The 26,488-nt window shown below is 41.9% G+C and carries 28 protein-coding genes; 12 read left to right on the top strand and 16 right to left on the bottom strand.

Annotation, left to right across the window (positions count from 1 at the left end):
• Positions 1 to 201: 201 nt before the first annotated feature.
• The gene (locus ACFEL9_RS18625; protein WP_385893412.1) at positions 202 to 1,377 is read left to right on the top strand and encodes a L,D-transpeptidase family protein; all 1,176 of its coding nucleotides are present in this window, start codon (positions 202 to 204) and stop codon (positions 1,375 to 1,377) included.
• 2 nt (positions 1,378 to 1,379) lie between these two features.
• On the opposite strand, the gene ACFEL9_RS18620 is transcribed toward ACFEL9_RS18625, so the two are convergent.
• Positions 1,380 to 2,642, bottom strand: coding sequence for an aspartate kinase (locus ACFEL9_RS18620; protein WP_385893409.1), 1,263 nt, complete (start codon positions 2,640 to 2,642; stop codon positions 1,380 to 1,382).
• A 222-nt stretch (positions 2,643 to 2,864) separates the two neighbouring features.
• On the opposite strand from ACFEL9_RS18620, the gene fbp reads away from it, so the two are divergent.
• Complete coding sequence (gene fbp, locus ACFEL9_RS18615; RefSeq protein ID WP_385893406.1) at positions 2,865 to 3,878, top strand: class 1 fructose-bisphosphatase; 1,014 nt, start codon at positions 2,865 to 2,867, stop codon at positions 3,876 to 3,878.
• 1 nt (position 3,879) lies between these two features.
• Here the strand turns inward: fbp and ACFEL9_RS18610 are convergent, their stop codons facing one another.
• Complete coding sequence (locus ACFEL9_RS18610; protein ID WP_385893403.1) at positions 3,880 to 4,023, bottom strand: hypothetical protein; 144 nt, start codon at positions 4,021 to 4,023, stop codon at positions 3,880 to 3,882.
• Between the two features lie 27 nt (positions 4,024 to 4,050).
• Between ACFEL9_RS18610 and ACFEL9_RS18605 the strand changes: the two genes are divergently transcribed.
• The 8 genes from ACFEL9_RS18605 (at position 4,051) to ACFEL9_RS18570 (ending at position 8,987) form a co-directional block, all read left to right on the top strand.
• Positions 4,051 to 4,539 carry a GNAT family N-acetyltransferase gene (locus ACFEL9_RS18605; protein ID WP_385893400.1) on the top strand — a complete coding sequence of 163 codons (489 nt, stop codon included), beginning with the start codon at positions 4,051 to 4,053 and terminating at the stop codon, positions 4,537 to 4,539.
• Positions 4,540 to 4,629: 90 nt separating this feature from the next.
• Complete coding sequence (locus ACFEL9_RS18600) at positions 4,630 to 5,085, top strand: CAP domain-containing protein (RefSeq protein ID WP_385893397.1); 456 nt, start codon at positions 4,630 to 4,632, stop codon at positions 5,083 to 5,085.
• Between the two features lie 151 nt (positions 5,086 to 5,236).
• Positions 5,237 to 6,001, top strand: a complete 765-nt coding sequence (locus tag ACFEL9_RS18595) for an ABC transporter ATP-binding protein (protein ID WP_385893395.1) — start codon at positions 5,237 to 5,239, stop codon at positions 5,999 to 6,001.
• 184 nt (positions 6,002 to 6,185) lie between these two features.
• The gene (gene bamJ / locus ACFEL9_RS18590; protein ID WP_385893393.1) at positions 6,186 to 6,623 is read left to right on the top strand and encodes a BamJ family beta-barrel-assembly machinery protein; all 438 of its coding nucleotides are present in this window, start codon (positions 6,186 to 6,188) and stop codon (positions 6,621 to 6,623) included.
• Between the two features lie 9 nt (positions 6,624 to 6,632).
• Entirely contained in the window at positions 6,633 to 7,169 is a 537-nt protein-coding gene (locus tag ACFEL9_RS18585) for a YfiT family bacillithiol transferase (RefSeq protein ID WP_385893390.1), read from the top strand.
• A gap of 81 nt (positions 7,170 to 7,250) precedes the next feature.
• Positions 7,251 to 7,799 carry an NUDIX hydrolase gene (locus ACFEL9_RS18580; protein WP_385893387.1) on the top strand — a complete coding sequence of 183 codons (549 nt, stop codon included), beginning with the start codon at positions 7,251 to 7,253 and terminating at the stop codon, positions 7,797 to 7,799.
• Positions 7,800 to 7,835: 36 nt separating this feature from the next.
• A complete protein-coding gene (locus ACFEL9_RS18575) occupies positions 7,836 to 8,444 on the top strand; it encodes an HAD family hydrolase (RefSeq protein ID WP_385893385.1) in 609 nt (202 codons plus the stop codon).
• A 54-nt stretch (positions 8,445 to 8,498) separates the two neighbouring features.
• Entirely contained in the window at positions 8,499 to 8,987 is a 489-nt protein-coding gene (locus ACFEL9_RS18570) for a GyrI-like domain-containing protein (protein ID WP_385893382.1), read from the top strand.
• Between the two features lie 15 nt (positions 8,988 to 9,002).
• Here ACFEL9_RS18570 and ACFEL9_RS18565 read toward each other — a convergent pair whose 3' ends face one another.
• The 3 genes from ACFEL9_RS18565 to ACFEL9_RS18555 all read right to left on the bottom strand — a co-directional run bounded on the left by ACFEL9_RS18565 (position 9,003) and on the right by ACFEL9_RS18555 (position 12,016).
• Complete coding sequence (locus ACFEL9_RS18565) at positions 9,003 to 10,292, bottom strand: bifunctional folylpolyglutamate synthase/dihydrofolate synthase (protein ID WP_385893380.1); 1,290 nt, start codon at positions 10,290 to 10,292, stop codon at positions 9,003 to 9,005.
• Between the two features lie 219 nt (positions 10,293 to 10,511).
• On the bottom strand, positions 10,512 to 11,033 hold the full coding sequence (locus tag ACFEL9_RS18560; RefSeq protein WP_385893377.1) for an O-acetyl-ADP-ribose deacetylase: 522 nt from the start codon (positions 11,031 to 11,033) through the stop codon (positions 10,512 to 10,514).
• A gap of 89 nt (positions 11,034 to 11,122) precedes the next feature.
• Entirely contained in the window at positions 11,123 to 12,016 is an 894-nt protein-coding gene (locus ACFEL9_RS18555; RefSeq protein WP_385893374.1) for a hypothetical protein, read from the bottom strand.
• Positions 12,017 to 12,434: 418 nt separating this feature from the next.
• Here ACFEL9_RS18555 and ACFEL9_RS18550 point away from each other — a divergent pair, with 418 nt between their 5' ends.
• Positions 12,435 to 12,935, top strand: a complete 501-nt coding sequence (locus tag ACFEL9_RS18550; protein WP_385893371.1) for a CHRD domain-containing protein — start codon at positions 12,435 to 12,437, stop codon at positions 12,933 to 12,935.
• A 243-nt stretch (positions 12,936 to 13,178) separates the two neighbouring features.
• Here ACFEL9_RS18550 and ACFEL9_RS18545 read toward each other — a convergent pair whose 3' ends face one another.
• A complete protein-coding gene (locus tag ACFEL9_RS18545; RefSeq protein WP_385893368.1) occupies positions 13,179 to 14,525 on the bottom strand; it encodes an MATE family efflux transporter in 1,347 nt (448 codons plus the stop codon).
• A 75-nt stretch (positions 14,526 to 14,600) separates the two neighbouring features.
• Here ACFEL9_RS18545 and ACFEL9_RS18540 point away from each other — a divergent pair, with 75 nt between their 5' ends.
• Positions 14,601 to 15,104, top strand: a complete 504-nt coding sequence (locus ACFEL9_RS18540; RefSeq protein WP_385893365.1) for a DUF2846 domain-containing protein — start codon at positions 14,601 to 14,603, stop codon at positions 15,102 to 15,104.
• A gap of 50 nt (positions 15,105 to 15,154) precedes the next feature.
• Here the strand turns inward: ACFEL9_RS18540 and ACFEL9_RS18535 are convergent, their stop codons facing one another.
• The 10 genes from ACFEL9_RS18535 to ACFEL9_RS18490 all read right to left on the bottom strand — a co-directional run bounded on the left by ACFEL9_RS18535 (position 15,155) and on the right by ACFEL9_RS18490 (position 26,398).
• Positions 15,155 to 16,456, bottom strand: coding sequence for a radical SAM family protein (locus tag ACFEL9_RS18535; protein ID WP_385893362.1), 1,302 nt, complete (start codon positions 16,454 to 16,456; stop codon positions 15,155 to 15,157).
• A 41-nt stretch (positions 16,457 to 16,497) separates the two neighbouring features.
• Entirely contained in the window at positions 16,498 to 17,061 is a 564-nt protein-coding gene (locus ACFEL9_RS18530; protein ID WP_385893359.1) for a hypothetical protein, read from the bottom strand.
• A 14-nt stretch (positions 17,062 to 17,075) separates the two neighbouring features.
• Positions 17,076 to 18,128, bottom strand: a complete 1,053-nt coding sequence (locus ACFEL9_RS18525) for an agmatinase family protein (protein ID WP_385893356.1) — start codon at positions 18,126 to 18,128, stop codon at positions 17,076 to 17,078.
• A gap of 98 nt (positions 18,129 to 18,226) precedes the next feature.
• The gene (locus ACFEL9_RS18520; protein WP_385893354.1) at positions 18,227 to 19,279 is read right to left on the bottom strand and encodes an agmatine deiminase family protein; all 1,053 of its coding nucleotides are present in this window, start codon (positions 19,277 to 19,279) and stop codon (positions 18,227 to 18,229) included.
• 54 nt (positions 19,280 to 19,333) lie between these two features.
• A complete protein-coding gene (locus ACFEL9_RS18515) occupies positions 19,334 to 20,215 on the bottom strand; it encodes a carbon-nitrogen hydrolase (protein WP_385893351.1) in 882 nt (293 codons plus the stop codon).
• 145 nt (positions 20,216 to 20,360) lie between these two features.
• On the bottom strand, positions 20,361 to 21,455 hold the full coding sequence (locus tag ACFEL9_RS18510; RefSeq protein ID WP_385893348.1) for a fatty acid desaturase family protein: 1,095 nt from the start codon (positions 21,453 to 21,455) through the stop codon (positions 20,361 to 20,363).
• Between the two features lie 140 nt (positions 21,456 to 21,595).
• Positions 21,596 to 22,333: a bacillithiol biosynthesis deacetylase BshB1 gene (gene bshB1 / locus ACFEL9_RS18505; RefSeq protein ID WP_385893345.1), complete on the bottom strand. Its 738-nt coding sequence runs from the start codon at positions 22,331 to 22,333 to the stop codon at positions 21,596 to 21,598.
• A 167-nt stretch (positions 22,334 to 22,500) separates the two neighbouring features.
• Positions 22,501 to 23,205 (bottom strand): DUF4294 domain-containing protein, encoded by a 705-nt coding sequence (locus ACFEL9_RS18500; RefSeq protein WP_385893343.1) that lies wholly within the window; start codon positions 23,203 to 23,205, stop codon positions 22,501 to 22,503.
• Between the two features lie 89 nt (positions 23,206 to 23,294).
• On the bottom strand, positions 23,295 to 25,892 hold the full coding sequence (gene ccsA / locus ACFEL9_RS18495) for a cytochrome c biogenesis protein CcsA (RefSeq protein ID WP_385893340.1): 2,598 nt from the start codon (positions 25,890 to 25,892) through the stop codon (positions 23,295 to 23,297).
• 83 nt (positions 25,893 to 25,975) lie between these two features.
• A complete protein-coding gene (locus ACFEL9_RS18490; protein WP_385893337.1) occupies positions 25,976 to 26,398 on the bottom strand; it encodes a cytochrome c maturation protein CcmE domain-containing protein in 423 nt (140 codons plus the stop codon).
• Positions 26,399 to 26,488: the final 90 nt, after the last annotated feature.

Raw genomic sequence — 26,488 nt, 5'->3', positions numbered from 1 at the left:
ACTGCAAGCCGCCAACTGCTGACAGGTTCGGTAACCACGAAGTATAAAAATCGGGGTCGGAAGCCGGGCAGTAGTTGTTAACATTTCTCCAGATGTCTTAACAACTCGGTTTCTGACTTCTTTTTTTGAACCTTATCTTTACAACTCTGGCTGCTGCGGGAAATAAACAAGATTTAAGATCGTTAAAGTATAAGGAAGAATATGAAAAACCTTGTGCATATATTTTTTTGTTTGATTTTTTTTGTAGCCGTAGCCACGGCACAACCTTCCTATCGCAGTGGTACCTCTTATACCAACTTCATCGACTATCAAAAAACATTTCCCCGTCCTGATGAATCTTTCAGGCGTAAAGAGGATACTCTTCAAAAGCAGTTTGAAGCAAAAAAATTGACATGGCCTGCCAAATATGTTTATATCCGTTCTTTCAAATATGATAGCCAATTAGAAGTATGGGTGAAAGACGAACTGAAAGATCCATTTAAACTTTTTAAAACCTATAAAGTTTGCGCACTGGCAGGAACACTCGGCCCAAAAAGATTGGAAGGAGACTACCAGGTGCCGGAAGGGTTTTATTATATCAACGAATTCAATCCCCGCAGCCAATATTATCTTTCGTTGGGTATTAACTATCCAAATGTTTCTGATAAAATTTTAAGTGACTCCCTACGACCCGGCAGTGCTATTTATATTCATGGCAGTTGTGTAACGGTGGGCTGTATTCCCGTTACTGATCAGCAGATTGATGAGTTGTATATCCTGGCGGCACACGCCAAGAACCAGGGGCAGGATTATATACCAGTTCATATTTTCCCGATTCGTTATAATGTGGCCAGGAGTGTTCGCTACCTGGAAAATTTGACAAAGGATGATAACTATCTGAAAAGATTTGCTGCAAGACTGGAAGAGGCATTTAACTATTTTGAAAAATACAAACAGCTTCCTGTTGTGTTGATAAATGAGAAAGGTGAATACACGATCAACGGAGCGCCGGTCAAAAAAATAAACGACCTTAAAGCTAAAAGGGCTCCTGTAGCTCATCGCACAAGAAATATCACAGGATTGGTGGAAGCGGTACATGAATGGCCGCAATTTCCCGGCGGTGGTGATGCATTCATGAAATATCTTGAAAACCTTGGGACAGAGATGCTGCCGTTTTTGCCGGAGGGAGTTACCAAGGCTTATGTCCAGGTTGAATTCATTGTTGATAAGGATGGAACGCCAACCAACTTCAAAGTGTTGAAGGGAATGAACGACGACGATTTTATCGATGAATTGATCAGGCGTATGGAAAAAATGCCTGTATGGAAACCCGCCATTTTACACGATAAGCCGGTGCCCAAAAAAATGATCCAGACGATTACAGTAGAAGCAAAATAATTTTATTGCAACAACGCCTGTATTGTTTCAGGCGTTTGCTGACGCAGCAAAATCGTTTTCCCTTTCGTTAATTTTTCAAAATACTCACCGGTATAGTGACGGATGGTAAGCAGTGAAAGGCCTCTCGTTACCTGTACATCGAAAATTTCCGAGGCGCCTAATGCCAGCTTTTCTATTTTTTCTCCCTGGTCGTCCAGTACACACACAAAACTGATAGCACCATTTTGTGTGAGGTTAGGTTTCAATTTTAATTTTTCAAAAAGGTGATAGAGATGTCCAACATGATGTTCGCCCACAAAAGAAAAATCTTTTGAATTGAGTTCCAGCATCACCTGTTTTTCCTTTAAAACGATAATCGGCGGAAGGTGCTTCAAAGATTGTTTGTGAATGATTGTCCCTTCCAGCGATGGGTTCAAAAAACATTTTACATACAGGGGAATGCCTTTGTTCTCAAGTGGCTTAATAGTTTTGGGGTGAATGACCTGTGCACCATAATAAGCCATTTCGATTACTTCATTATAATTTAACTCGTGGATAGGTTGCGCTTCAGGAAATTTTTTAGGATCAGCATTCATGACACTCTCGACATCTTTCCAGATAGTTTGGCTTTCCGCATCCAGCATACTCGCAAAAACGGCGGCAGTATAATCACTTCCTTCGCGGCCAAGCGTAGTACTTTCATTTTCGTCAGTAGCGCCAATGAATCCCTGCGTCAGAACAATGGCAGGATTGTTTAATTCAGGTAAGATGAATTCACGGACCTTATTGCTGGTAAATTCCCAGTCGATATTGGCGTCGCGGAAATTATCATCGGTCCGGATAATATCTCTTACATCTATCCACTTGTTAGCAACACCTGTCTCATTCAGGTAGTGACTTACAATAGCAGTGGATAAAAGTTCTCCTACACAAACGACCTGGTCATAATAATAATCGTATTCACGAACGGGCTTGTCATGCAGCATCCATTCAACTTCCGTAAAAAAATCTTTTAATTGCTGTTCGCAGGCAAGAGCATGGGTGACCAACAAATAATTGGCAGTTGTCATATGCTGTTGCTTTACCTGCTCAAATAACTGCAATGCCTCTTCCTTTTTGCCTTCAAAAAAGGCCTCAACTACTTTTTCCAGTGCATTGGTGGTTTTGCCCATGGCAGAAATTACTACCAGGAGTTTTTCTCCAGCGTACTGTTTCAATATTTCACCGACGCTTTTGATCCGATCAACACTATTTACCGAGGCACCGCCAAATTTGAAGACCTTCATGAATGATAGTATGATTTGTAGTAAAGAAGTTTGCAAATGTCGTTAAAAACTATTTTCTTTTTTGATGTCTTTCACACACATCCGTTTCATCCGCGTATTTTTTATTGTTTTTTGGCCGGATGGAACGTCCTGTAACCATACCGATGTGTTTCAAAAACTTTATATGGGCGTTTCATCGTTTAAAGTTTACCCTTACATTTGTTAGTATTACAAAAAGCTGCTATGAATTTTAACAGGAAGATCCTCACTCTAGATGAATTTACGATCCAGCAACTCCGCCACATTCCCAATGCCACCGGTGAACTCAGTAGCCTGTTGCGTGATCTCGGATTGGCCGCCAAACGGGTGAATGTAGAGGTAAACAAAGCCGGTTTGGTGGATATTTTAGGTGATGCAGGCAGTGTGAATGTACAGGGCGAAGATGTAAAAAAGCTGGACATATTTGCCAATGATCAATTCACGGGTGTGCTGCAGCATGGTATCAGTTGCGCCGGTATTGCCAGTGAAGAACTGGATAATTATGTAGCCTTTGATGATTCGGTGAGTAAGAACTCAAAATATGTTTGTCTTTTTGATCCGTTGGATGGCAGTGGTAATATTGATGTAAATGTTTCCATAGGAACCATCTTTGGTGTTTACAGGCGGGTGACAAAGCAAGGTGAGATCGCCTCCCGGGGGGATTTTTTACAAAAAGGGACGCAGCAGGTGGCGGCAGGTTATATCGTTTACGGCTCATCGACAATGCTTGTATATGCTACAAGGAGAGGAGTTAATGGATTTACGCTGGATCCCTCAATCGGAGAATTTACACTGAGTCATCCTGATATAAAATGCCCGCCGGCAGGTAATATCTATTCGGTAAATCACGGCAATTTTTTCCGCTATGAAAAAGCCGTGCAACGCTACATTGACATTTGCCAGAAAAAAAATAAGTCGAATGGAGGTCCTTACACCCAACGCTATATTGGCAGCATGGTCTCAGATGTACATCGTAACCTGATTAAAGGTGGCATATTCATGTATCCGGGAACTACGGATAAACCAAAAGGAAAACTTCGGCTGATGTACGAGTGCAATCCCTTTGCCTTTATTGTTGAAGTGGCAGGAGGTAAAGCTACCAACGGCAAGGAAAGAATATTGGATATACAACCCACCGAACTGCACCAGCGGTCGCCTATGTTTATTGGCAGCAGGACGATGATGGAAGAACTGGAAGGCTGTTTAAGCGGCAATTAATTTAGTCGATAGTTTTTGCCTGTGTGGCAACAGCAGAAGAAAACAAACCCGGATCGTTTGTTTCTTTTACCCGAATACCATTCTTCACCTCGCCATACAGCGATACTGCTGCTATTGATTGGTTGAAATAAATTTGGAACAACATTCACATTATACCCGCATCAATATAAAAATGGAATTAAATTTTCGTCATACTAATACCGGAACAATCGACATCATTGAATATGCCGATCATTACCAACCAGCTTTTAAAGAGCTGAATCTTGAGTGGCTGGACAAATACAACCTCACCGAATCACATGATTTGATGGTCCTGGATGATCCCCGGTCAACCATATTGAAAAGAGGTGGATATATCTGGCTGGCAAAAGACGGCAACAAAGTTGTTGGTTCCGCAGCATTGATGAAAGAGCATGAAGGAGAATATGAATTGGCAAAAATGGCAGTAGCGCATGATTATCGTGGCAGGGGTATCAGTAAAATGTTAATAGAAACCTGCCTGGCAAAAGCAAAAGAGCTAAAAGCCCAAAAACTTATTTTATTTTCTAATCACCAACTGAAAACAGCGCTTAAATTATATGAGAAATACGGGTTTTACTATGTTGCCGTAGAAGATTCACCATTTGAGACTGCGGATATAAAGATGGAATTGATTTTATAAATCTTTTTTAACACGGAAAATTTAGCAGCCTTTTTTTCGTTTATCGGGTTGGTATAAAACTTGTTTTAATAGTTCATAAATATCCACCTGATGAAACGAACGTTTTTATTAAGTACGCTTACTCTTGTTACCTTATTTATCAGCCTCATTTCCTTTACGCCTGACACAAATGCCAGTTTGGTCAATGATGTACTAAAACAAACCAACAAGTTCAGAAGGTCGAAAGGTTTGCCGGAATTGATCATGAATGAAGACCTGAATGCCATCGCCCAAAAACATAGTGAAAACATGGCTAAAGGACGTGTTGGGTTTGGCCATGGCGGTTTTTCAAAAAGAAATGCAGAAGCAACAAGAAGAGTTAAATCCATACACAGTTTTGCTGAAAATGTTGCCTATGGGGCAAATACAGGCAAGGAAGTAGTGAATATGTGGAAAAGCTCAACCGGCCATCGTAAAAATATGCTGGGCCGCTACAAATTCATTGGTATAGGCGTTGCCAAAAACAGGCGGGGCCAAATTTTTTATACACAAGTCTTCGGGGGATAAGGAAATTTCACACAAAGGACGCAGCGAGGTCTCAATCCTCTGCTGTTGCAAATTAATCGACAATGCAATAATCTTTGCGTCCGTTGCTCTTTTGCGATACTGAGCGAAGTCGAAGCATGCGTGAAAAAGGTTTTCCGTAAATTGCTGCCCGATGGAGAAAAAAACAATCATTGCCGTCAGGAATCTTGTTAAAAACTACGGCAGTTTCCAGGCAGTAAAAGGAATTTCTTTTGAAGTAAAAGAAGGAGAAATATTCGGTCTGCTTGGGCCGAATGGTGCTGGTAAGTCCACCACATTGGAGATCATCGAAACCTTACGGGAGAAAACAGGTGGTGAAGTAATTGTGGATGGCTATAATCTTGACAAAGATCCGGGAGAAATAAAAAAAATAATCGGTGTACAGTTACAAAGTAGTGGCTATTATCCCGGTCTCAACCTGCTTCAGCTGATCGAACTTTTTTGTGGTTTATACAACCAGGATGTAGCGCCGATGGAGTTGCTCGAAATGGTGAACCTCAGGGAAAAGGCCAAAGCAAAGTTCAAAGATTTGAGTGGCGGACAAAAGCAACGTTTTTCTGTTGCCACTACATTGATCAACCAGCCAAGAATAATTTTTTTAGATGAACCGACAACGGGTCTTGATCCGCAAGCGAGAAGAAGTTTGTGGGAACTGATCAAAAACATCAGGGATCGTGGCACAACGGTAATTATTACTACCCATTACATGGATGAGGCAGAATATCTTTGTGACCGCATTGCCATCATTGATTCGGGACAGATCATTGCCCTGGATTCGCCTGATGCAATGATCGATAGGTTGGTTGCTTCCGGATTTGAAAGACCGAAAGAAGTGAAGAAGGCAAACATGGAAGACGTGTTTATCAGTTTGACGGGACATGCTTTGAGAGAAGAATAACCTCCTGTCCGTCCTGAACGAAGTCGAAGGAAAAGGAGAACTTAGGTCGGAGAGGTTTATTCAAACAAATAGTTCCTTAGTTAAGAAAGATAATTTTTTAATATCTCCGGTCGTAGAATCTTTAAATGAAAAAATGGAAACTTCGAAATCCGGAGTCTAAAAGCCCCTTTAGGGGTTGGGGTTTATGAGTATTCAAAATAAACTAAAAGAATTTATGAGTAATAAAATTGATACCCAGAAAAAAGCAGGTGCGGATTTTTTGGAAGCCAATAAAACAAAGCCCGGTGTGGTAAGTTTACCCGAAGGCATCCAGTACGAAGTAATAAAGGAAGGTAATGGCGCCCAGCCGACGATCAATGATAAGATCAAAGCGCATTATAGGGGTGCGTTGCTGGATGGAAAAGAGTTCGACAGCTCTTTTAAAAGAAATCAACCTTTTTCTGCGCCTTTGCGTTCCTTAATTCGTGGTTGGCAAATTGCTATACCGCTGATGAAGGAAGGAAGCCATTGGCGTTTATGGATTCCGTCTGACCTGGCTTATGGTGACAGGGGAGCGGGTGGTGATATTCCGGGTGGTGCAACGCTGTTGTTTGAAGTAGAATTGTTACAAATTTTAAAATAAGATACGGTTATGCCTACAATTGTGGATCCGCGGTATCCAATTGGAAAGTATGAAGCGCAGCCTTTTTCCATCGAAAAAAAAGTGGAGTGGCTGGCAGATATAAAGTTTCTGCCGCTTGCGTTAGAGAATGCTATTCTCAATCTCAATGAGGATCAGTTGCAAACTCCTTATCGTGAAGGTGGCTGGACAGTTCACCAGTTAGTGCATCATGTTGCCGATAGTCATATCAATGCCTATTGCCGGTTTAAACTGGCACTGACCGAAGATAATCCCACGATAAAAACTTACGAAGAAAAAATGTGGGCGGAAATGAATGACGTGCAAAAGCTACCCGTCAATATTTCCATTACTCTTTTACATGCTTTGCATATCCGCTGGTATGAGTCATTAAAGTATGTAAAGGATGATGAGTGGAATAACCGCACTGTATTTCACCCGGAGCATAAAAAAACGTTGCGCCTATGGTACCTGCTGGGGATGTATGCCTGGCATGGTAAGCATCATGTGGCGCATATTACGTCGCTAAGGGAACACATGAATTGGTAGAGTTAACGGTTGACAGTTGGCAGTTGGCAGTTGGCAGTCAACAGTTAACTAATTGTAAAATGCTAATTGCAAATTGATTTCATGAATTGGAAAATTCTCTCTTCTCAATATCTCTTTAATGATCTTTGGTTCAAAGTAAGAAAAGATAAATGTTTGACCCCGCAGGGTAAGATTGTTGATCCCTATTACGTGTATGAGTTTCCTACCTGGGTTACGGCTTTAGCTATTACCGAAGAAGGCAAAGTTGTTTTGGAGCGTCAGTACAGGCATGCCCTTGGTGAGACCTGTATCGAAATACCCGGCGGTTGCGTCGATGATACCGACGCCTCGCTGGAAGAGGCCATTAAAAGAGAATTGTTGGAAGAAACAGGTTATTCCTTTTCCTCGTATGAATACCTTGGAAAAATTTCAGCTAATCCTTCTACCAATAATAACCTGATGCATATGTTCCTGGCCAGGGGCGGTAAGCCGGTAGCTTCCCAGGAACTGGATCATAATGAAGAAATCGAAATTGATTTGGTGACTATCGCCGAGTTAAAACAACTGATGAAGGAAAATAAAATTGTACAGGCCATGCATACCACCTGTATTTTATATGCACTGGAGAGAATGGGCGAATTGAAGTTTTGATTTTATGTTATTAACACAAGTATTGATTTTTATTTTATGGCAATCAAGAATATCATTTTCGACCTGGGTGGTGTTATCCTGAATATTGATCTTCGCAAAACACAGGATGCATTTACTTCTTTGGGTGTAAAAAATATTGAAGAGGTTTTTCGAATGGGTCACGTTGATTCTTTTTTTAAATCCTATGAAGTAGGGGCAATCGACGATACCCAGTTTATAGACTCTATTCAAAAGCTGGCGGGCATACAAGTGGCCCCTGAAATAGTTGTGGATGCCTGGAATGCATTACTACTTGACTTTCCACCTGAGCGGATCAATTTTCTCAAAGAATTAAAAAGCAAATACCGTTTGTACTTGCTGAGCAATACGAGTGCATTGCACCATGTGCGATTCCACGAAATGTTTAAACAGGAGTTCGGTGGATCGCTGGATGATCTGTTTGACAAAGCCTATTACTCACATCTTATCCGGTTGCATAAACCGGAAACAGCCGCTTACAAATTGATCGTTGACGAAAATGACTTAACGGGGGATGAAACATTATTTATTGATGATTCCGCTGCAAATGTTGAAGGAGCAGAAAGAGCAGGGCTAAAAGGTCTTCACCTGGCAAATGGTAAAACTATTTTGGATTTGGGTTTGTAAATGATAGCTACAAAACGTGTAGTTGCGAAATGGCATGGGAAATAAATTTTCACAATGACACCAAGAATAGAAACATCCGGCGAGAAGAAATTAGTGGGCAAACGGTTAACGATGAGTTTTGCCAAAAACAGAACAGGCGAACTTTGGAGAAGCTTCATGCCGGAAAGAAAGAACATCACGAATAGTCTGACGAGCGAAGTTATTTCCATGCAAATTTACAAGCCGAATCATTTTGAGAATTTTAATCCTATTACAGAGTTTGAAAAATGGGCGGCGATAGAGGTGCCGGACTTTGATAACATGCCTGATGGTTTGGAAACTTTTATATTAGCAAACGGGCTTTACGCAGTCTTTGATTATAAAGGCTCAAGCGATGACAACAGTATCTTTCAATACATTTTTCAAACATGGTTGCCGGCTTCCGGGTACATACTGGATGATAGACCACATTTTGAAATCTTAGGCGAAAAATATAAAAACCAACACCCGGATTCAGAAGAAGAAATTTGGATACCAATAAAGCAAAAAAGCGATCATGAATAGTCCGTGCTGAGTATTTTATCTCTCCACTTCCGCCACCAAAAACACACTGCCGCAAACAATAATTAAATCATTTTTAGCTGTCTTGTCTTTTGCTGCTTTCAATGCCACATTCACATTGGCATAAGCGTCACCTTTTAATCCTTTGCTTTCAGCTTTTAACTTTAAGCTTTCCGCTTTTAATGCACGGGGAATATTTGCCTGTGTAAAATAATAAGTAGCGGTATCAGGAAGTAACTTCAACACTTTGTCAATCTCTTTGTCATTCACCATTCCCAATATAATATGAAGCCGGTGGTGATCGGTGAGCTCAACCTGTTTCAATATTTGTTGAATGCCATCTTCATTATGGCCTACGTCAAGCACGACAAGCGGATGTTCATGGATGATATCCCAACGGCCATGCAAGCCCGTTAGTTTCTTTGTTTGTGGCAGCGCTTTGCGTAGAATGGTATCATTTAGTTTCCATCCTTTTTGTTGCAACTGGTAACAGGCCTCTAATACCGTTAATATATTTTTTGTTTGATACAACCCCGGGAGATCCAGGCGATAAACTTTATGATCCGGCTTATGGTCTTCGGCTATTTCTACGACCAATTCATGTTTTTCCCATTTCCATCCAAGAGCTTGCCTTCTTTGTGAGGCGATAGAAAGAGGAGCGTTTTTTTCAGCCGCTATTTTTTCAAATACCGGCCGGGTTTCATTTAGCACTTCGCCGATAACCACCGGTACATCCTGTTTAATGATACCGGCTTTTTCACCAGCAATTTTTTCCAGGCTGTCGCCCAAAATATTCATATGATCCCAACCGATGTTGGTAATTACAGACAGCTCCGGCACGACAATATTGGTACTGTCCAATCTTCCACCAAGCCCGGTTTCAATGATCGCTATATCACATTTTTCCTTTACAAAATAGTCGAAAGCCATGGCTACTGTGATCTCAAAAAAGCTCGGTTCTAACTCATCGATTAATGTAGTGATTTTTTTGGTAAAGTCAACAACAAATTCTTCGCTGATCATTTCACCGTTCACCCTTATTCTTTCCCGGAAGTCTTTTAGGTGTGGTGAGGTGTACAGCCCTGTTTTATAACCTGCCGTTTGAAAGATAGCGGCCAGCATATGACTCACCGACCCTTTGCCATTCGTACCTGCTACATGTACCGATTTAAATTTTGTATGAGGATTATCCAATGATGCACAGAGTTTGATCGTATTGTCAAGGTCAGCTTTGTAAGCAGCGGCTCCAATGCGACTATACAGCGGCAATCGGGAAAAAAGGAAGTGAACGGTTTGTTGGTAATTCATCCCCGGAAAATTAGATATTTTGTCTTTTGAGCAAAACTAATTTAATTATAAGCCATAAAATAGACAAGGCCATTATCAGAGTGGCTATGATTAATAATAGATCAGCGCCTTGCCAATGTAATATTTTCATCATAGCGCCAATAACCCTGAGAAGAAAACCAACAAGCAGAAGTATCAAAGGCCATTTTAGGAAGTACAAAGAATTTTTCAAAGCGTAAATTAAAGTGATTCGATAATCGATTGATAGATCAAAAAATTTTCAGCGTCAAAGCAAACAAAGTATACTTTCTCCGGCAACTTATTCTTTGCCAGAAATTGTTTTACCGATCTAATGGCAATGTTAGCAGCTTCCTCTTTTGGATATCCATAGATGCCTGTACTAATATTGGGAAAAGCGATACTCCTGATATTATTTTCAACAGCAAGCTTTAAACTGTTATGATAGCAGGCAGCCAATTTTTTTGCTTCATTGTTCGTACCATTATTCCACACAGGGCCAACGGTGTGTATCACAAATTTGGCCGGCATATTACCTGCTGTTGTAATTACAGCTTCACCGGTTTTACAGCCGCCTTGCTTTGCCACTATCTTCCGGCACTCTTCTAATATTGCCGGCCCTCCGGCACGGTGAATAGCTCCATCCACACCACCGCCACCCATCAATGATGAATTGGCTGCGTTTACAATGGCATCCACCTCAAGGCGGGTGATATCTGTTTGCAGCACCTGGATGTTTTCCATACAAACAAAATTAGTGAAAGGACAAAACAATAATGCCACATCTAAACGATGCGGCATTACCTGAATCGAAAACATCGAACTAAAAAGAATTATCCATTCACCCTAAAGTTGAACTGCACAGTTACCATAGATTCATGATCTGATTTATTGAAACGCATATTGCGCAGGTATTGAACAATAGCATTTTTATAGGCTGAGTTAGATGCGGTAGATCCTTTTGCAATACCGACAAATTCACCAATTCCATCAGGCGATACTTTTACGAATGCATATACGGTGGCTTTATCCAAATCGCCCTGGAAAGCATAGCTTCCGACTATTCGGCGATCTCCGCTTGTTACTCTGGGGCCAACACCCGTTCCGGTTCCTGAACCATGACCGCCTCCGGACCCAGTTCCGCTTCCGCCGCCTGAACCACTTCCATTTCCGACACCGCTTCCTGTTCCACTTCCTCCGGCTCTGTCATAATTCTCTGCGGCGCCACCGCCAGTTCCATTTCCACCTGTTGTTTTACCCAGTACTGCTTTTGGTTTTTGTGGGGCCGGGGGCAATGGGTCTGGCTTGGGCTCTACTTTCGCTACCGATTTATTTTCGTTGATCTTTGTTGCTGTAGGTTTAGGATTGTCAGGCCTTAAAATCGGGGGACTTGTTTTCTCTGTTTCATCTTCAACAATATCCTTCGCATCATCCTGTGTACCGGGCTGCGGCGGAGCTGAAGCAGTGCCTCTTTCTCCAATAGCCTGAACCGGATTACCACCACCACCGCCGCCACCAGCCTTGGGAATTTCAATGGGAGGTTCTTCCGGCAGGTTAAGTTCTACCAGTACACCTTCATCGGGAGGAGGCGGAATAATAACCGGGATCGTCCAGGTCCAAAAAAACATCAGTAACAACAATAAGGCGGCAAAACCCGCAGTGATCATTGTCGCCTGTGTGTTTTTCCTGGCTTCAAAGGATGCAGACATAGCGTAAGCGTTATTCATACAAATCTACGTTTTGATAAATGGAGGCTGAAACGATACTTCTTCACACCTGTGTATTAACGATGCAAAGGTTATGCAACTTGCATAAGCGGCGCAGTTTGAAATGTTAATTTTTAAACAGTATTGTTACGGTGTGAGAAAAACAAAAATTGTTGTTTATCATACCATCAGGGTGTAGTATTTGCCACACAAGTGCCACATGACTGATGAAAAAATATCAATTCTTTTGCATACCATTTTTTTTGGATTTGATTAACATTTTGGCTGTTTAGCTGCAACTCAGGTGAATAGGACGGAAGTCTTTTTTAATTTATCGGGTTGTAAGATTATTTGTTTTGTTTGTTTTCCACATTCATGCCTGCTGGTAGCGTTTTTGAACTAGCTCTATAAATTTTGTTCAACTAAAAAATGGTAAACTATGCAAAACAAACACTATGGAAAACACCGGTTATTTGGCTCGCTTGCTGGTCTTGCGTTTCTGGGTTTAGTAGCATTCAGTTCATGTGAAAAAGAAGATAGTGACAGCACGCCTAAGAGTGCCAAATATTCTCTCTCCGGTGCCGCATCAGGATCACAGGAAGTTCCGGCTGTAACGACAAGTGCAACCGGTAGTTTATCCGGTTCGTATGATACCACTTCAAAGTCTTTAATCTACACAGTTACGTGGACAGGTTTATCGGGTGAGGCTACCATGGCACATTTTCATGGGCCAGCTCTGGCGGGAGCCATTGCCTCACCTATTGAAACATTGACTATCACAACTAATGGTACAGCCGGCACAGCTACAGATACCATTACAGCAACGTCCGCTTTGCATGCGGCATTATTAGCAGGACAAGTATATTATAATGTTCATACGGCTGCCCATCCCGATGGAGAAATTCGCGGACAAATTGCAGTGGTACAACAAAGCAGGTAGTTATTTAAAAACAGTGTAATTAACGTGAGTTTTGGATGTTTTTTAATGAGAATGAATGCTATAATTGTCCCGCCAGGGACAAATCGTGGGTAGCTATTGTCAGAGGTTTGCACCAAGCGTCCCGATAGGGACGCATCGTGCTTGTTCACATTGAGTTTTACCCACGAATCATCCCTACGGGATGTTAGAATTAAAAAGAGACCTGGTGTTTTTTAATGCCAGGTCTTATTGTTTTACAAATGATTATTTTTCGATAACAATTTTACTACTATTCATCTTTGACATTTTCAGGAAGCGGCTAATCAGAAAAATGGAAGCGAGGGTAAGGCCAGTGATTAGCCCCACCCAAATACCGGATGCACCCATATTGAAATAAAATGCCATCAGATATCCTAGTGGAAGACCAACTACCCAATAAGCTATTGCAATTAATACTGTTGGAAATTTTACATCTTTAATGCCCCGCAACAGGCCGGCGCCTATTGCCTGTGTGCTATCTGAAATTTGAAAAATACCCGCAAATAAAACCAATAGTGCGGCTAATTGAAGCACGGATTCATTTTTATTAAACAAACCGGGCAACTGAAATCGGAATACTGTAAAAGCAATACCACAAAAAATACCATAAAGCAATGCGACGATCAATGTGCTTTTACCAATTGCCGCAATCTTAGGCCAATTGGCTGTACCGAATGCATTGCTAACCCTGATGGATCCCGCCTGGGCTAATCCCATGGACACCATAAATGTAAAAGAGGCACAGCTTAAAGCAATTTGATGGGATGCCTGTGCCACTGCCCCGATTGTGCCGATGATAATTCCCGATACTGCAAATGCACCAGCTTCCATTCCAATCTGCAAACTGCTGGGCACGCCTATATGCAACAATTCTTTTAATGTTTTGCTACGCAGTTTCCATTGCCGGCTGCTCACGGCTATGTACCTGCTGAATGTTGAGTGTTTTAATATAATAAGTCCAAGTACAATAAACATGATCGAACGGGTGATCAATGTGGACCATCCTGCGCCATTTAATTCCAACCGTGGAAACCCCAGATTTCCATAAATGAGCAGCCAGTTCAGAAAAATATTGACCGGCATCCCCAATAAGGAAATGAGCATAGCTGTTCTTGTATATTCCAGGCCATCTGTAAATTGTTTAAGCGTCATGAACAACAACATGGGGATAATGGACAAGCCCATTAATTGCATAAAAGGCAATGCCAGTTGTACCACTTCAGGATCCTGGCCAAGATGCAATAAAATATTTCTGCCAAATACCAGTGATAATGAAATAATGATAGCAGTAACTGCACAAAGAATAAATCCGTTGAACAAATAATGCGAAACTAGTTGGCTATCCCTTCGTCCATGTGCCATTGATACCATTTGTGAAACAGAGATCGTCATGCCAATACCCAATACAAAAGGAATGTTCATGGCATTTACCACCAATGCAGCAGCGGCAAGTTGTTTGTAGCTGATCGCACCAACCATTGCTGTATCGATGATATGCAAAGCCATTTGGGCCAGTTCGCCAATGATGATCGGTAAGGCCAGTTTTATAGTTTTGGATGCTTCTTTGCGCATTGAATAAATCTACGGCTCGTTAAAAAGGAAGCGAAGTTATAAAAGGTTACGAATCTCGAAGGTTGTTCTGATTTAATGAATTATCAGGTGCTTCAATTGCAATTCGCGTTATATTTGGTTTTAAGCTTTTATGAAAACATTTTTTTCGCTTTATTGATCCTTCCGACAGTAATTCTATCGTCCAAGCCGGCATATTGCGCCTCGAAACAATCTACTTCGGATACTGCTTATATTTATGTGTTTAGGGTCGGAAAATTGGCTGGTTCAGCGGGGAATTGGCCTATACTCCTCGATGGAAAGGAAGAATGTAGGCTTAGTAATAAAAAATATATGCGGCTTGCAGTTAGTCCCGGTAAACATAAAATTTTTACAAGGATTCCATCAAAAAGTTTGTTTAAGAAAGGACCAGAAATGGGGATTCAGGTTGATGCTACGGCGGGTGAGAACTATTATGTTGCTTGTAATTTTTCGTTTACTATCACCAAAGGAAAGTATGAAATGACACAGGTGTCAAATGAAACCGCTGCTAAACAAATGAAGGGTTTAAGACTCGATAACTGTCAAAAAAATATTGATTAAACAGGAAACTAAAATTACTTACTACAGGTTAGCGAATCATTTTCCCTGTCCTAGTGATGCGCAAAGTCCATTTCAAACCTTCCTTTTATTCGTTCGATAGGAGGATTGAAGTAGCCGTATTTCAAATCAGGGAATTCTTCGCGGATTAATTCCTGCAATTGTTTTACACCCATGAATTCGCCGGTGTCTGTTACACCGATCTTGCCGAGATACCAGTCGGGATCAATATTGAAATTCCGCCATTGGATCATTTTCAGACCGGTATTCCTGATCAGCTTGCGCAGTGCTTCATATTCTTCCACGCTATCCGTCATGCCAGGAAACACAAAGTAATTGATGGATGTCCAGCCTCCATATGAGTTGACGATTTTGAGGCTTTCAACGATATCTTCAAAATCATAATTGTTCGGACGATAATAAGGCATATAGATTTCACGCAGTGCTGAATTGGTGCTGACACGGATAGAATCCAAACCAGCTTCACATAAAATTTTTACAGCATCGGGCTTTGAACCATTTGTATTGATGTTGATACTTCCTTTTGAAGTGTGTTTCCGAATTTCAATTATTGCGTCACGAATGGTTTCCCACATCAGCAGCGGTTCGCCTTCGCAACCCTGGCCAAAACTGACAATAGGGTAGGGCGCAGATTCAAGATGAGGAACCGTGTATTCTACAATTTCTTCCGGTGTTGGTTTAAAACGAAGCCGATCCTGTGTAGAAACAATCGGTTCTTCGTCGGGTTGCAGTGATATGCAACCCACACAATTCGCATTACACGCCGGAGATGCGGGAATCGGGCATTCCCAACGGCCCAGAAAATAATTTCTTGCAGCAGGGCAGTGGTAGGTCAACGCACAATTATTTGCCAAATGATCCACCAGCCGGTTATGCGGATAGGCTTTCAACAATCGTTTTACTCCCTGTTCTACTTTCTTTTGATCATAACCGGCACAATCCTGCCGAATATCCTGTTCAATGCGGGTAGCAGGAACATAGAATTTATCATTGAGCCAGCCGGCCGCGGTATAGCAAAAGAGGGGAAGGGTTGGCGCATCCGGCTCCGCTTCGTAAGCCGCTAAATAAAAGCCTGTATGAGCAGGAGGGATGAAGGCCGCAACGGCCCAGCCTTTATCACAAAGTCTCATTTCACCGGTTTCCACATCAATGCCGATTCCTTTACGGCCGGGCAGTTCATATAAAGAACCCCCGTCCGGCAACTCTATCCACTCATCTTCAGGAACAGGCAATGCGTCCCAGCCGCTACGACCGGTAACATATAAAGAAGTGTCTTCAAATATATTTCCCTTGCCGTCAGAATAAAGGATATATGGGGATTTAGATAAAGTCATAGTTTCAAAAGTGAAAAGTGAAAAGTCAAAAACAGGCGTGGCTAAATAATCGCCATTCCTGACTTTAACTGCGTTTTGCAAAACTCGTTAAATTCCCGCTCATCTACGGCAGGTTCTTTTTTTTGAATGAGCTGCTGGATGATTTTGTTGTTTTTAAAATCGATGGTCAACAGATCGTCTTTTAAAACGATATTGTTTAACTCATTCCAGGTAATTTCTTTTTTGGGAAAAGATGGATAAATCACCGCGTTAGAAGAAACGGATACTATCAGCGGCCTTTGAGAAACTTTATATAAAAACAACAGAACAAAAAAAATGGCTGCGGGCCACCAATACATCATCAATAGCCAGGTGAAGCCAATTATGAAAAGTGCCGAAGATTCAAACTCAAACCTGGGTTTCTTACCTGCAGGTAAAATTTTATTCAAAATAAAATATACGGCGATGATGATAATGGCTGTAATAGATCCTGTTCTGGTCCCGGATTGATTAGTATAATAAATAAGAATTGCAAAAACCGCCACACTAAGCAGGATGATAAATGAAGCCAGCTTTTTATAAATACCGGCTTTCTCATTTTGTATGGACAATTTAAATTGTTGCATTAGAAGGAGGGCCTTTAAGCAGCCTGCGTATTACAAGCTACCAACAAGTTGCACAACTTAAACAACACCCTGGCGCCCACATTGGCATTCCAGTCATTGTCGCTGATACCAACTTCGACCAGGTCGAAGCCAATAATTTTACGTCCGCTTTCAATCACTTTTCTAAATAAATAAAATACCTCCTCTGTTTCAAATCCGCCGGGTACAGGAGTACCGGTATGCGGGCAGAGTTTCCTGTCGAGGCCATCAATATCAAAACTGATATACACATGCTGAGGAAGCTTGCTCACTATTTCTTCAGAAATATTTTTCCAGGTGTCGCCTTCAAACTGGCGGCTTTTTATTTCTTTATCGAAGTAGGTAATAACCCTGAAGTTGCTGTTCTTGATGTAATCCCATTCGTCGCCACCATAGTCTCTTACTCCAACCTGAACCAGCTTGCTGATCTCCGGTATTTCGTTCAAAGCGTTGTACATAATGCTGGCGTGAGAATAATTGAAACCCTCATAAGCTTCACGCAGGTCGCAGTGTGCATCGATTTGTAATATGCCGTAGTCAGGATATTTTTCAGCGATCGCTTTAAAATATCCCAGTGGGGTGCTATGATCACCGCCTAAAACACCTACCAGTTTGTTTTTGTCCAGCAATACTTTGGTTTGCTCATACACCCAATTATTCAAAAACTTACCTCCTTCGTTTACGTCCCGCATAGTCTTGCACATAAACTGGTTGGCATTCACATCATCCCCCCGCGAGATATAATCGATATAGAGTTCAGCTTCTTTGCGGAGATAATCGCTCTTCATCAAAAGCTTCCGGTCGATGGGGCGGATATAAAATCCTTCCTTCCAGCCTTCCGGCACTTCGGGATCAAACAGGTCTACATGCAGGCTCGCTTTGCAAATAGATTCCGGTGCACGGGCGGTACCACTTCCATAACTAACGGTCACTTCCCACGGTACCGGAACAATAATTAGCCTTGCATTATCTTCCGAAGTGGGTAATCCAAAAATATTGTTGTTGGGATTGCTGACACTGTTTGGGTCGAAATTAGAAACATCTACCATTTTGGAGCATTAAAAAGCGGTGCAAGTTAGTAATTCCATGGTAAACGCTATAGTAATTATCCGTTTATTAATCGCATGGCCAGCCTTACTGCGACCGATCAAATTGCAGGCTCCTGCTGGCTCAGGCAGTGAAAGCTGCCTAACCCCCAAATGATTTCAGTGGAGTCAATCCCTACCACATTGCGGGTGGGAAAACATTGCTGGATAATTTGGAGAGCTTTATCATCCGCATCGCAACGGAAAGTGGGGACGATAACCGATTTATTGGCGATATAAAAATTAGCGTACGAAGCAGGTAATCGCTGATCTTCCCAAATGACAGCATCAGGCATCGGCAGTTCAACTATGTTCAGTTGCTTACCATTCAGCAAGCGCATTTTCTGAAGTTGCTGAAGGTTTGTTTGAAGTAAATCATAATTTTCATCATCCTTTCTATTTTCAATGACAGTCAGCACGGTATCTTCATTCACGAACCGAACCGTATCATCGATGTGGCCGTCGGTGTCATCGCCAACAATACCTTCGTCTACCCAAAGGATCTGATCAACGCCATAGTAATTCCGGAGAAATTCTTCAATTTTCTCCTGGTTAAGCTGGGGATTGCGGTTAGGGTTCAGCAGGCAGGCTGTTGAAGTCAGGATGGTACCGGCTCCGTTAAACTCCACTGATCCGCCTTCCATGACAATGCCGGGATGGTAAACAGGTAAGTTGAAATGTTTTGCAATTAAAGTTGGAATAACGTCGTCGAGATCATAAGGAGGGTATTTGTCACCCCAGGCGTTATAACCCCAGTCAACGACCACTTTCTTTTGTGCTGCCTCAGGATTGATCAAAAAGGCGGGGCCATGATCACGGCACCATGCATCGTTGGTAGGATGAAAATAAAACTCCACCCTGGCTAAATCAACGGCTGCCGTTTCCAGGAAACCCAAGGCGAATTTTTTCATGGCCTCGTCGGCCACGTTGATACGAACGATTTCTCCTTTTGTAAGCTCTTTTATAAACTGCGCATAGCAGGGGTAGATGGTATCAATCTTTCCCGGCCAGGAGGCTTCTTTATGGGGCCAGCTCAACCAGGTAGCAACATGCGGTGCAAATTCAGCGGGAAAATAGTAGCCTAGATCTTTGGGTACAATGCCATTCTCTACCATAAGCAAAAAATTCAGTGTTCTTTATAAATCTGTATAACTGAGTAGTATAAAATTTTAAACAGTCTCTTCGTCGATGTAGCGTTTGGTTATTTGCTGGTAGCTGTCGATTCGACGGTCTCTCAAAAATGGCCAATGCGTTCTATAGCGATCGGTTTTTGATAAATCCAATTCTTCAACATGTACCTCCTCTGCCTCGTGGGAGGCTTTGTAAATGATGCTGCCAAATGGGTTCGCGATAAAGGATCCGCCCCAAAACTTCATAGCTCCTCCCTGTTCAAACCCGACCCGGTTTACACTGACCACATGTACACCGTTAGCCACTGAATGGCTCCGTTGAATAGTTTGCCAGGCATTATATTGCTCGGTATTGGTATCCTCGTCCTGTGAAGTGGACCAGCCAATGGCCGTAGGATAAAACAATATTTCGGCGCCCATCAGGGCTGTTATGCGTGACGCTTCAGGGTACCATTGATCCCAACAAATCAGTACACCGATCTTTGCAAATTTGGTATTGAAAACTTTATACCCGAGGTCGCCTGGGGTAAAGTAAAATTTTTCGTAATAAGCAGGATCATCCGGGATATGCATTTTGCGATACTTACCCAAATAGGTGCCATCAGCATCCAACACAGCCGTGGTGTTGTGGTAAAGCCCCTGTGTTCTTTTTTCAAATAAAGAAGCGATGATTACCACGCCGGCTTCTTTGGCCACTTTAGCTAAAGCCTCAGTAGATGGACCAGGAATGGGTTCGGCTAGTTTGAAATTTTCATAGTCTTCCACATCGCAGAAGTAAAGCGAGGTAAACAATTCCTGCAAGCAAACGATCTGTGCGCCTTTGGCAGCAGCTTCTTTCACTTTTTCAATCGCTTTATCCAGGTTGGCCTGCTTATCTGCCGTACAGCTCATCTGAACTATTCCAACTTTTACTTTTGACATGGTGATTATTTGAGGTGCAAAAATAAGTTTTAGTGAGTTAGCAATAACTAAGGACTTGCTAAGCTTCATTGCAGCCAGCTTTATAAAAAGGCAACAGGATATCGTTTGCAAAAACAATATCCTGTTGCCTTATAAAACCAATATTCTAATGAATGTGTGCGTGTGCATGTCGCGGACGCTGGCCCATCGCTTTCAGGAAAGCTACATGAGACGCCACTGCGGTACGAACTCTCTTGTACTCGATGTATTGGACGCCATATTCCTGGCAAGCTTTTTTGATGATCTTGCTGATGGCTGGGTAGTGAACATGTGAAATTTTTGGAAACAGGTGATGTTCCACCTGGAAATTGAGCCCACCTACCAACCAGCTAACCAGTTTATTTTTGGTGGCAAAATTGGCCGTTGTTTTTAACTGGTGTAAGGCCCATTCGTCCTCCATTTTTCCGGTAGCTTCATCCGGTAATGGGAAATGCGTATGCTCCACAGTATGTGCTAATTGGAAAACGATACTTAATACAAAACCTGCTACAAGACCCATTGTTAAAAAACCAACCAACCAGGGAAGGAAGCCCACCATATAAATGGGTAATGCAACAAAAATAAAAGCATGCGCCGCCTTATAAAACCAAAAGAAGAAATGTTCAGATAAAGTCAATTTTTTAATTGGCGTAGAACCAATCTTCCTTGTAAAGTATTTTTTGTAGTCAGAAACAAAAACCCAATAAATATAAAGAAGTGAGTAAGCTGCCCAGAAATAAAAATGTTGAAACCGGTGAATTTTATAATGCTCCTGTTCATCACAAAGACGCAATAAAGGGCGGGCTTCAATATCATCATCTACACCATGGATATTGGTGTAGGTATGGTGAATAACATTATGTTTTGTTTTCCACATGTGTTGGCTGGCTCCCAGGAAATTGGCGGCGTTGGAAGCCATGCTGTTTAGCCACTTATAGGGACTGAAGCTTCCATGTGCCCCATCATGCATTACATTAAAGCCAATGGCTGCAGTGAGGCAGCCTAACAGGATGCATTCGATAACAGCCAAGATGGTAACAGGTGTAAAAAAAACAAGATGTGTATATACCGCTATAAAACTAACTACCAGTAATATGGCTTTAAAATATAATTTAAAATTGCCGGTTGTTGATTTTCCGGCTTGTTTAAAATAGTCGGAAATACGTTTTTTCAATTCTCCATGAAATGAAACCGGAATTTTTGGAAACTTGGGATTAGCCATGCGTTGTTTTAAATTTGAATGCGAGGTGCAAAAGTAGTTCAAGATGTTCACAAAACCTTCATAAACTTGGAGTAACGTCACATACGGGGATAAATAATGACAAGTGAGTTACAATCTGCCAATACATGCATGAAATCTACCTATGTCTCGTTTTGAATTAATGAATCTAAGTTTTTTATGCCTATTTTTTTTTCTGTGATAAAGCCCTCCGCATATTTCACGCCAATTCTTTTTCCAAGCATTCTTGCCCGTGCAATCACACTATCGAGAAAATCGGGAGTAGAGATATAGGTCTGTGGTCCATCGCCAGTTCCATTGCTTGTATGAAATTGTGTTGTATATGCCTGTATGGATTTCATTCTCTGCTCAAATACATCGCTGATGTCGATGAGCAGATCCGGCTCATGATACCAGTCCTGCATATACTGTAAAAAATATTTTGGCCGCCATTTTTCCTGTGCTTCTCCTTTTTCACTGCTGGTTTCTATTTTGGCAAGACCAGATAAAAAACAGGCGTCACTGATTAAATGTCCTGCCCGGCCATGGTCAGGGTGGCGATCATTCAAAATATTTCCAATAACGATCTCCGGTCGGTATTTACGAATAACCTGTATCAACTTCAACTGGTGCTCTTCATCATTTTTAAAAAAGCCATCCCGCATTTTAAGATTTTCACGTATGGCGACACCAATATGCATAGCTGCATCGGCCGCCTCCTGATACCGGGATTCGACAGTACCACGGGTACCAAGTTCACCTTGTGTGAGGTCAACAATGCCTACTTTCTTTCCAAGCTTTATTTCATTGATTAATGTACCCGAACAACCCAACTCTACATCGTCGGGGTGAACACCAATAGCGAGAATATCTAGTTTCATACCTGATCCGCTGTTTGCGGGAGATTTTAGTTTTGCTCGTCAACCAAAAAGTGGACAGGCAATTGAAAATTTTTTGAAAGAGACAAATGTACCAGTTGTATTGATAAAATTGTTAGTGGTATAACAAATGATTACGGGATTGGTTGAAGCAAGCGAGCTAATTCAGCTTACTTTCGGTAAGGATTACCATACCAGGCACCATCAATTTCGTTGGCGAAATTTTCGATTTGCCTGTCTGTTTTATCACTGAGATCCCATTGTTGTTTCAGGCTGCTGCCAAAGAAAAAAGCGACCGTTTGATATAATCTTGCATTCATGCCGCCTTTATATTCTTTGATGATCTCATAACAGTTATTACCTGTTTGCCGGTTGATGAGTTTCATCAACACTTTTCCCTGGTAAACCGAAAGATTGGAGAGGGGGTCAGCAAAACTCTTGCGCAATTCTTTTTCTCTTGACTTGATATATTCTTTTCTTGCCTTTTTCGAACTGACATTAGCCAGTTTCGCATTGATGTCATTGATAGTATAGCCGGCTACCCTGGCATAGGGATAGGTGACATATACAGCGTTGCGCAACCTGTTCCACTCGGCAATATATTTTTCTAATTTTTTAGGTGGAAGTTTAGAGATCCACACCATCGGTTCTTCCTTATAAGATTGCATTTCCCGGTTATACCAAATGGCATCCACAATAATGGTATCATTCGGTCCCCATTTTTTCGACCGTTCTTCGTACGGTGGCATGGGCGGGATGGTATCTTCAGGAGCTGATGGCGGGGTGATTTGAGCAGATAATTGCAGGCCGGTGAAAATAAAACATATCCACAGGGCAGCTTTGAAAATTATTTTATATGAGATAACACCGGTCATCCGCTCGTAAATTTATTAAATCTAGCAATCTCATACAAGACAGCAAAACAAGTTTCGGAGCTGCCTATTTGCAAACGGGCGATAAAAATTTAACGTTCTGCTTTCAGCCGGTTTACCTGGATACGGCGAACCATGCTGATAATGATGCCGATGGCGGTAACGATAATGCCCAACCAAAGCACATTGATAAAGGGAAATTTGTAAGCCTTCAGGGTGACATATTCCAGGATGGCATTTGACTCTTTGATGCCAATATCAGCGCCACTGCCGTCTTCTTTTACGCTATTGATGCGAACAACCAGGCTTTCCGACATGACGGTATCGGGCATGGCAAATGACTGACCTTTTTGATTGATGAGCAGCGGCTCGCTGGTGTAACTGGTTTTGTTAAACGAATGAACTTTCAGGCTCGCCACAGTTGCCTTATCACCCGCCTGGAAACCTTCGAAAGGCATATTGTCTTTGGTAGTAAGCTTTTCCAGCACCAGATAGCCTTTTGAATAAAAAATGCTATCACCGATTTTTACTTCTTTATTGGTAAAACTGGCTGTGTCTTTGTTTTTTTCAGGATTGGGTAGAGCAGAGATATAGGTGAACACATCGTGATCCCAGTAGTGACGGGCGTCAGGGTTAGCCATCAGGCCTTCATTGCCTTTATAGTTGACAAAAGCGTTGGGGCTAAGTGTAAACTCCTCATCGTCCGTACGGCTTTTGAAATGTATTTTATAATACCACTGTTGTTTTTTAGGATGAGCGGAGTCGCCCAAATAAGAAACATCATATTTCCCCATTTTCATTGGCAGGCCCTTGATCAAGGTGAGGTTCTCACCGGTTTTTTCCTTGCTTTCTTTACCAAAATCTATGGCGATGCCGCTGGTATTGTGAGAAAGAATTTCTTTTTTAGAAGACGAGATTAAAATACCTAACAAAACAAGCCCGAAGCCAAAGTGTGAAATAGAACCGCCGGATAGTCTCAAACTGCCCTTCATACCCAGCCAGATATAAGCCACATTGGCGACAATGGCATAAACACTTCCCGCAATAGCCAGCCAAATAGCGCCAAGATAACCGGGGCCATGCTTATCATAATTAATATTGCCAAAAGCAAGGATCAACGATGCCAAAACAACGGAGATAATTGTTGGAACGGCAATCTTCTTCCAAAAGAGTTTGCCGTTGGTATTTTTATACCTGAGGTATTGAGTAATGGCAGTCAGTATCCCAAGTATGATTGCCACAAAAATCTGGATCTGGTTATAGGCCATTTCTTCGTCTTCCGGAGCAGCCAGTTGTAGGTTGAATACTTTATTAATAACCGGTAATGAAGTTTTACTGATGATCACAATCGCGGAAAGGAAGAATACCAGTGCGCCAATAAACATCCAGAATTCACGGGAGCTGCCGCTTTCTTCTTTTGCAACGCCGGGTATTTGTTTTTGAATTTGGTAAATAAAAAATCCAACGCCAATCAGGATGGTTAAAAATGCGATGGCGGGTACTTCGATAAAATAAGAAGCCGTAAGCAATACTACTGCGCTGGCCGCGGTAATGGTTTTTTGATTGGCAGTAGCAGCAATAAAAAATGCGGGCAACCAGGTGAACACAAATAATAATAAATAGAGCTGTCCATTCATCCCCAGGTCGGTGAAGGCGTGCACCGATGCCTCACCTAATATGCCGCTACGGGTAAGAAAAGTAGAGTATAGAATAAAGATGAATGACAAAAACAAAAACAGGTAAGTGGAGCGCAGCGAATGCCCACTATGTTTATAGATCAATAAGGTGTGAACGCCGGCTACCAAAATCAACCAGGGAACCAGCGATGCATTTTCAACAGGGTCCCATGCCCAATACCCCCCAAAGGTTAATGATTCATAAGCCCAGGCTGCTCCCATCATGATTCCGACTCCCAATACAGCCAATGAAAAAAGTGACCACGGTAGGGCAGGCCTTAATGCATCGCCAAATTTTTTTGTCCATAAGCCCGCTATTATAAAAGCAAAGGGAATAAGGGTAGAAGCAAAGCCTAAAAACAGAACCGGTGGGTGAATGACCATCCAATAATTCTGTAATAATGGATTGAGATCATTGCCATCCTTTATAGTTGACATATAGTCCTGCCGCAAAGGTTGACTGATATCAAAATTCATATGAAGCGCAGGAGCATTATCCAGCACGCCGGAATCCCTCAATAAAATAAATGGATTGGATCCTAGTTTTTCACCGAATAAATAGAGGCCGGCAACCATAGTAGCCAAACAAAACTGGGCAAAGCTCACTACCGTCATCACCGGGGCTTCCCATTGTTTACTGGTTTTGATTAATACAAGCCCCAACATGCAATGCCAAAAACTCCACAATAAAAAACTGCCTTCCTGTCCTTCCCACATAGACGCCAACAGGTATTTGGGTTCCAATGAACGGCTGCTGTGCTGCCAGGCGTATTTGTATTCAAAGAGATGACTGGAGTTAATATAAAAAAGTACGGTTACGACAGATACTACAGAAATGGCTTCTGTAATAAAAGCATAGCGGGCCAGTTTTTTCCAATATTGTGAATCAGCGGGATGTTTGGAATTAAATGTTTTGAAATAGGCAAATGTCGCTACCAGCGAAGCTACCAATGAGAGCACAATGAAAAAATGTCCTAACTGTCCTGGTAAAAGATGTTCGCCGAAGTAATCCATTATATAGAGAGATTTTTATTCTGCACGATGGCTGTTGATTTTTGTAGGTTGGCCGGACAAGGGCATCTGCCAACGATTAGTTTTTAATATTTAGCTTCTGTAGCCTCTACACTTTTTTGTGCTGCTTTCATGTCATCTTTATACTTGGATGGACATTTGGTTTGTATGCTTTTGCAATCGAAGTATCCGTCACCTTCGCGATATTTTCCCTTTAATACAAGGCGTTCGCTGATCTCAAAATTTTCCGGTTTGGGATTATTGTAAATAACTTTTACCGATTTACCTAAGGTATCAACAGCAGTAAAAACAAGATGATTAGGATCTTTCAGGGGATCGTATTCCACAGGCTGCGTTTTATCCAGACGAGCCATCAGGTGAACAAACTTGCCGGGTTTGGATACGGCGGTGTCCACGGTATCATAAGTAGTGGCGGTTTGTAAAAAACTAATTAACACAGCGATGGCGGCAGCCACCAGGACAAGCAAAACAATGTGGATTTTTTTCATGATTAGCCCGTAGGTTCAAATTTTCAAATGCGCAGCGAAATTACGTTAAAAAATGCGGCTGGAAGCCGGTTTTTGTATTAACGAAGGGCG

Origin of the sequence: Terrimonas alba, assembly GCF_042434975.1 — a bacterium.
Lineage (GTDB): Bacteria > Bacteroidota > Bacteroidia > Chitinophagales > Chitinophagaceae > Terrimonas_B > Terrimonas_B alba.
Note: the sequence above shows the minus strand (reverse complement) of the source record. Positions and strands in the feature narration are given on the sequence as shown.